The following is a 7,006-nucleotide window of genomic DNA, read 5'->3' as shown; positions in this document are numbered from 1 at the left end:
GCACGAGTAGGGAAACGCCGCTGGCGAATCGAAGCCTTTTTCAAAACGATCAAGGGCCGCTTCGGACTTGAACGCTTTGCGCAGCACAGCAAACAGGGTGTCTTGCGCTGGTGGTGCCTCTCCGGCTTGGCCTTCCTGCTCTGTCATCTCCAGGACCTTGACCTCCCTCTTCGCCTGCCGGGCATATGGCCTGACTGGGGCGACCTGGCGAGAACCGTGAGGTTCTCGTTCGTCCCCGACGTGCATCGTCGTGCGCTTCAATTGGAGCTAGACGCGCTCGATGCCTTCCAGCACGCATCCCCTGCCCTCATTGTCTAAACTGCAAGATGTCAGTTAACTCTCAAGGTGAGACGACTAAAGGAAGCTCAACTACCACTCAAAAACAAAGCAATTGTGGAAAACTTACTGATAGCCTGTCAGGAGCTTCCTTGGCAGAAAAGACAAGAGAAGACCTACTGCGCTGCCTGGATGGGGCGGCATTGATCACGCGTGCAGGCGAGCGAGAAACCCTTTCCCCCACCCTTGATCAAGTGACAGACAGCTTAGAGGGTTGTCTAGACAGGTTACGGGACGCCAACCCTCAACTCTGGGAATTCGCCGTACAGATCGCCATCCACCACGACGATCCGGCCACCCATGCGGTGGCGGCCATCGGGTTTTACAAAGCGCTGGTCCACTTGGGGGTCAAGGAGGTGCGGCGCTGCATCCAGCGGCTGGAGAAGTGGCGGCTGAAGGGCCAGAAGATTGAAACGCCAGGGCGACTGCTGATGCACCTGCTCAACGAAAAAGCGCGGGCGGCCACTGGCTTCAACATCCATGACTTGGGGACGGAGCCAAGCTCTGTAATATCCTAATGTCAGACCTGCCAAATATAGGCTTATTGTGCAGTTTGAGCAAATTTTGGCTGACTCTCTTGCAAGGCAACGCCGCTCTAGTCAAACATCCAAAGTTCCCTTCAGTAGCAGTTGGACTAGGTGCTTACCTACGTGGAGGAACGGCGATTGGAATGCTGCCAGCGCTACTTGCGCGAGATTGTGCTGGCGCTATGTCACTATTTTGAGATCTTGAAGGCGCTACGTTGACAATTTGTTGTGAATTTTCCATTAAGTATACGATTCGAAATGCGGGGATATAATTATTGAAACTGCGAGTTGAATTTGGCCCAAGAACAATACGCATGTAACCCTTGTCGCTCTCAAGCTTCATTGCTTTAATTCGTAAAGGTCCCAGCCAACTACTATCCGACAAACTGTAATTTTTAAGCTGATCTGGCGTGATAAATCTGACCCGATCCCCATCGTTTTGAATACGCCCACGACTGTATGCGAGATACATTTCTACGGACCAGAGCTTTTTGCCTAGATTATCGTAGACGATATTCTTTTGACTCTTCTCCATTTTTCCTAAATGTCGCACATCAATAATAACCGTTCCACTTAGCTCACTGTCGGATAATTTTTGATTCTGCACGTTTGTATCTGGCAAGGTGGTACGGCTCGGAGCTGTCTGTTCTGGATACTGCCTCAACTCTTGGGCAGTCAGATTCCTTCCCAATGGTGTCAAGAACGCATACCAGTCACCCCCCTGCTGTACTTCTACACGCCACCCTTGTCCTGCGGTATCCCACATTTCGCCACTCCGGTTGGGAAGCGCCAATCCCAACGTGGATGCCAACGCATTTGGTGCGAATGGCGTTCTCCCTATGCACCTGTTGAGAAGAGGAGAGCAGACCAAAGCACCCATATAACCTTTCTTGACAATTTCATCGAGGCTCAAGGAGGCTGCGAGAGCTAGAGGGCTGGTTAGCAGGGCTATGAACACGAGCTTGGATAGAAGTGGAAGCATTTGAAATGAGTTTAGAAACAAACAGTCACGCAAACCTTTTCCATGCTGCCGTGATGCGCGGCGGCTGAACGGTCAACATGCTGTGCGATTGGAAGGACAACGTCTTAGAGGAGGCCACCAAATTCCGGGGGCTAGGCCGCTTTTCTGAAGTCCGGGTACCACTGTCGAAACAGGTCTTCAATTCCCATCTTTCGCGCTGGGGCGCGCGCAGGAGATCACGCAGATTCTTCAGACCGCGATGGCGAGTGGGCTGCTGCCTGCGGTTCCGATCCACCTCGACGGGCTGACACGGGGCATCACCGAAGCCTACGAGGACATGCTGCCCCTGCTCCCTAAGGCGTTGCAGAACCGCAGCAAGGTCAGCAAGCAGCGGCCTTTCATGACCGGCACCGTGAACCTGGTCAAGGACAAGCGCGAGCGAGACGGCATCCTAGCGCCCCGCCGTGGTGATCGCCTCCAGCGGCATGCTGCACACGGGGGCCAGCCCGCAGTGACCTGCTCCCCGAAAACCGATCCACTTGAGAATGGAGTGTCTGGCACCATAGGGGGACCATCCCCGGAGGTCAGCATGAAGGGAAAAAAGCACACGGAAGAGCAGATTGCGTTCGCACTCAACCAAGCTGAAACTGGCGTGTCAGTCGGTGAAATCTGCCGCAAAATGGGGATTGCTGAGTCGACGTTTTACCACTGGAAGAAAAAGTTCAGTGGCTTGGGGGTCACTGAACTCCGTCGCCTGAGGCAGCTCGAAGATGAAAACCGGAAGCTCAAGCAGCTCGTGGCTGATCTCAGCCTCGACAAGGTCATGCTCCAGGACGTCATCAAATCAAAGTTCTGAGGCCCGTCCAGCGCGAACACCTGGTCCAGCATCTCCAGGCTGGCTACCGGGTCAGCGAACGTCGGGCCTGTCAGGTGCTTCGCGCGACGCGAAGCACCTTCCGGTACGCGCCCAGACGCAAGCAGGATGAACCCGTCATTTTGAAACGCATGACCGAGATCGCGCAGACCCGCGTGCGCTACGGGTACCGGCGCATTCACATCCTGATGCAGCGCGAAGGGTGGCGGATCAACCACAAACGGCTGTATCGCTTGTATCAGCAAGCGGGCCTGAATCTCCGGATGAAGCGACCCCGCCGACGGGTCAGCGCTGCGCACCGCGCGGCGCGAACAGATCCTATGAATGTGAACCAGGTCTGGTCGATGGATTTCGTCTCTGACGCGCTTTTTAACGGAAAGCGGTTCCGCACATTGACACTGCTGGACGTCTTTTCCAGGGAATGCCTAGCCATCCACGTGGATGTGAGCATTCGCGCAGAGCGCGTGGTGGAGATCATGCGGAGCGTGACGCAAGCTCGGGGAACCCCCGAGCGGATTCAGGTGGACAACGGCAGTGAATTTGTCAGTAAAGCGCTCGACCTCTGGGCTTATGAGCAACACGTCACGCTTGATTTTTCGCGTCCTGGACGGCCCCAGGACAATGCCCATATTGAGTCATTCAACGGCAGTTTCAGGGATGAATGCCTGAACACCCACTGGTTCCTGTCGCTGGACGACGCAGCGGAGAAGATCGAACATTGGAGGGTCGACTATAATGACGTCAGGCCGCATTCGGCGCTGGGAAATCTCGCTCCTGGAGCGTTCGCAGCACAGTTTGCATCCACCCACCGCCCGTCAGAGATTCCAAGCTGACCTGGACCGGTTTTTGGGGGCGGCTCAGTCCGGTCTGCGGGTTGCCTTTCTCGCGGCGTAAGAAATGGGAGCGTCAAACACTGCCCGGACAGGTGCCCAGCCGCAGCCGAGAGTCCGCATTGTGATACGGATTACGTTTGTTTCGTGCAGGAACCGAGACAGCGCCCACTCCTCCACTCCACGCCCGGAATCCGTTTTTCTCCTTCTCACTGCGTTTGGATTTCCATGTGTTTCAATATCTTGGGGCTGACGCGTTGGGAGTACGTGTGGCGGCGGGGTTTTCGAACAGCACGTTCGGGACTCTGGATATGGGCGTACCGCAGCATTCCGTTCCCAACTCAGGTGAGCTTTGACGTGTAGGGGAACGTGTCTCGGGTGGACGTCTCAACACTGCCCTGACGGGCGGCGGATGAGCGGTCAAGCCGTGCTGTGTCATTGGAAGGGCAATGTTTCAGACCGTGGAGAAAAAGTTTCCAGGCGATACGTTCAGCCGTGCTAATCCTGGTCTCTTCCCCCTTATGGCCCACCCAGCGCAGACTTTCCATCCTTTTTTCCCCTGCCTGGGCGCTATTGTCCGCAGGACATGGCCGATTTTATTCAGACCGAGGAATTCAGACTTGCCGGTGAGGAAGGCGAGCAACGGGTCTTTGAGGCCGTCAAAGCTGCGTTCGCAGGACGCGAGACTTTAGGCTGGTGGCGTTATCCCCTGATTTCTGAAAAAAGCGTGCGCGAGCCAGACATATTGCTGCTAGACGCCGAGTTGGGCGTGGTCATCATCGAGGTCAAGAGTTTGCAGCTTACCCAGATCTCGGGCGTCAGCGGCTACGAGTGGAACATGGCCCCCAACGCCTACTTTGGCCGGGCGCAGATCAACCCGTACCAGCAGGCCAAAGCCCAGCTCCAGGTCATCATGAATACCTTGAGGGGCCGCGTGGGTCTGGACCGGGTGCCGGGGCGGGGGTGGTGGCCACGCCGATGATCACCCGCGACGAGTGGGATGACGCATCCTTCAATGCTCTGCTGGGGGCCACGCCGATGTTATTCGGAGACCAGTTGACCCCCACCAAACTGATGCGGGCGCTGGAGCGCACGCAACTTGTGGCTCAGGGTCAGGCGCTGGACGAGGCGCAGTGGGCGGCCCTGACGCGGGCGTTCGGCACCAGCGGCAATATTCCCAAACCAAAGAACATTGCGCCGGTGGTGGTGCCCCCCGTTCCACAGACCCGCGCCGAACTGGTGGCCGCCGTCCGGGTGGCCGAGCGGCCTCTCGATCTCCAGCAGGAACGCATCGCCAAAACAGTGCCGCCGGGGCCGCAGCGGATTCGGGGGCTGGCTGGCAGCGGCAAGACGGTCTTGCTGGCCCAGAAAGCGGCCACCATGCACCTCAAGCACCCCGACTGGGACATTGCCCTGGTCTTCTTCAGCCGCAGCCTCTATGAGCAGATCACGACTCAAGTGGACCACTGGTTGCGCCTCCAGAGTGACGGTGAGACCCGGCTCGCGGATGCCCAGCACAAACTCCGCATCCTGCACGCCTGGGGATCGCAGGGGCAACCCGGTTTTTACCGGGTGCTGGCCGAACACGTCGGCGCACCCCCGCTGTCTGTTCGGGACGCGCCTTACGGATTTCACGCGTCCAAGAACCTGATCTACTGCGCCCACCGCTTGTTGCAAATTGCCGAGGAACAGCAGGCCAGTCTGGAATTTTTCGATGCGGTGCTGATCGACGAGGGCCAGGACCTGGTGAACGAGGAACCGGCCATCCTGTACGAGCAGCGCCAGGCGTTCTACTGGCTGGCCCACCGCTCCCTGCGCCCGGTGCCCCAGGAGGTCTCTCTCTTTGAGGAACTGGACCTGAAAAAGCCTGCCCTGCGCCGACTGATCTGGGCGTATGACGAGGCCCAGAGTCTGGACAGCATGATGATCCCCAACACCCGGACGGTGTTCGGTGATTCGTGGGCCGATGTCTTTGGGGCCGGGGCCACCTACAGAGGGGGCATCGGCAAGTCTGAAGTGATGCGGGTGTCGTACCGGACGCCTGGCCCCATTCTGGTGGCCGCGCACGCCCTGGGGATGGGCCTGCTGCGCGAGGGTGGAATGCTGTCCGGTCCCACCCAGCAAAAAGACTGGGACCGCCTGGGCTACGAGGTGACGGCAGGGGACTTCCGGGGCAAGGAACCGGTCACCATCCACCGCCCGGCCAGGAACAGTCCGCATCCCCTGCCTGCCCTGACCTCTGAACCGCTGGTCACGTTTGACAATTATAGTAGCCGCGCCGAGGAAATCCGTGCGTTGACAGCGAACATCGCCCGCGACGTGCGCGAGGGGTTGCAACTGTCACGCAACATCCTGGTGGTCACTGTCGGAGCTGGGGCCAGCGCGAACTCCATGATGCTGAAGGTGGCGGAAGGACTGAAGGTGGCGGGAATCGACTTCTACATTCCGTCTGCCGATGCCAAGAACCTGCCCGCCGGGAAGAATCCCAACCGCTTCTGGCTGGAGGGGGCCGTGACCATCACCACCATCCACCGCGCCAAGGGCAATGAGGCCGACGTGGTGTACGTGGTGGGTCTGGATGAAGTCGCCAGAGCTGAGGGAGATATCCAGGTCCGCAACCAGTTGTTCACCGCCATGAGCCGCAGCCGGGGCTGGCTGCACCTGTCGGGATCACAGATGGCGGGCCGGCCCTTTGAACGCGAGGTCCGCCAGGTGCTGGCCTCCCATCCCACGCTGACCTTCCGGCCCAGTCCACCCCGCAGGCGAACGGATGATGACGAGTAGGAACAGGAACTAGGTGAAGCACACCAATGAGAATGGGGTGACCCGAGACTCGGATTCCGTTGGTAAAGTCGGCAGTTGCGTGAAAGTCTGCAAAATGGGGCATGTTGCGCCTGGAATCTCTCAATAAAATTCCCGGCGAGACCACCCAGAGCGCTCCTGCAGAAGGCTGCAGGAGCGCAAGAATTCCCATCCTGGCCTGTATTTCTCTGTCTGCCTGACTTTGCCAACGGAATCCAACGCTAGTCAGACCCTATTCTCCCGGCTGGGAGCGCTTTATGACCAGCTATGCAGGTGCAGCTCCTGAGTTCAAGCTTTCGCTCAGCGTGGGCTTCCTGAGTACCAGGGCTCAGTACCTGACACTTTGAGGTAAATCCCGACTGGGACACAGAAAAAAATGCCAACGGGCGGCTGATGGGTGTGTGATGCACACCAACGCCGCCCTGACGGATCTTGACACCTTCGTCGCCTTCCTGAAAGAGCGACTTCCTCACCACCGGATTGACCTGCTGCGCCGAGTCGCCGCCGTGATCTTTGGCATCGTTCAGGCCGAAACCACGCGGCACCGCAAGATTGCCATCCACCTTCGCAGCACGGCAACGCTGGATTCCAGAATGAAGACCGTCGCCCGAACCTTCCATGACGCTGGACTCTCTGAGCAGGATGTACTGGACATCCTGCTGCCGCTGCTTCCAGA

At 58.1% G+C, this 7,006-nt stretch carries 6 protein-coding genes and 1 pseudogene; 6 read left to right on the top strand and 1 reads right to left on the bottom strand.

The window, feature by feature from the left end; genetic code table 11:
• The coding region (locus BOO71_RS28760; RefSeq protein WP_075832312.1) for a transposase at positions 1-318 on the top strand (318 nt) is incomplete at its 5' end.
• 212 nt (positions 319-530) lie between these two features.
• Positions 531-854, top strand: coding sequence for a hypothetical protein (locus tag BOO71_RS11135; protein ID WP_139322900.1), 324 nt, complete (start codon positions 531-533; stop codon positions 852-854).
• Positions 855-978: 124 nt separating this feature from the next.
• On the opposite strand, the gene BOO71_RS26975 is transcribed toward BOO71_RS11135, so the two are convergent.
• Positions 979-1,776, bottom strand: a complete 798-nt coding sequence (locus BOO71_RS26975; protein ID WP_139322899.1) for a hypothetical protein — start codon at positions 1,774-1,776, stop codon at positions 979-981.
• A gap of 637 nt (positions 1,777-2,413) precedes the next feature.
• On the opposite strand from BOO71_RS26975, the gene BOO71_RS11125 reads away from it, so the two are divergent.
• The 4 genes and pseudogenes from BOO71_RS11125 to BOO71_RS27785 all read left to right on the top strand — a co-directional run.
• Positions 2,414-3,531 (top strand): IS3 family transposase gene (locus BOO71_RS11125; RefSeq protein WP_139322898.1). Its coding sequence is split into 2 segments (ribosomal slippage): positions 2,414-2,669 and positions 2,669-3,531, totalling 1,119 coding nucleotides; the frame shifts between segments, so codons are not numbered across the junction.
• Positions 3,532-4,114: 583 nt separating this feature from the next.
• Positions 4,115-4,510: a nuclease-related domain-containing protein gene (locus tag BOO71_RS28755; RefSeq protein ID WP_254843129.1), complete on the top strand. Its 396-nt coding sequence runs from the start codon at positions 4,115-4,117 to the stop codon at positions 4,508-4,510.
• Positions 4,507-6,312 carry a DEAD/DEAH box helicase gene (locus BOO71_RS11120; protein WP_254843128.1) on the top strand — a complete coding sequence of 602 codons (1,806 nt, stop codon included), beginning with the start codon at positions 4,507-4,509 and terminating at the stop codon, positions 6,310-6,312. Before BOO71_RS28755 ends, BOO71_RS11120 begins: the two co-directional genes overlap by 4 nt.
• 419 nt (positions 6,313-6,731) lie before the next feature.
• Positions 6,732-7,006 (top strand): annotated as a pseudogene (locus BOO71_RS27785) (IS4 family transposase); the annotation flags it as partial.

Source organism: Deinococcus marmoris (assembly GCF_001949125.1).
GTDB classification, from domain to species: Bacteria; Deinococcota; Deinococci; order Deinococcales; family Deinococcaceae; genus Deinococcus; species Deinococcus marmoris_A.
This window is presented reverse-complemented; position numbering and strand designations above follow the sequence as displayed.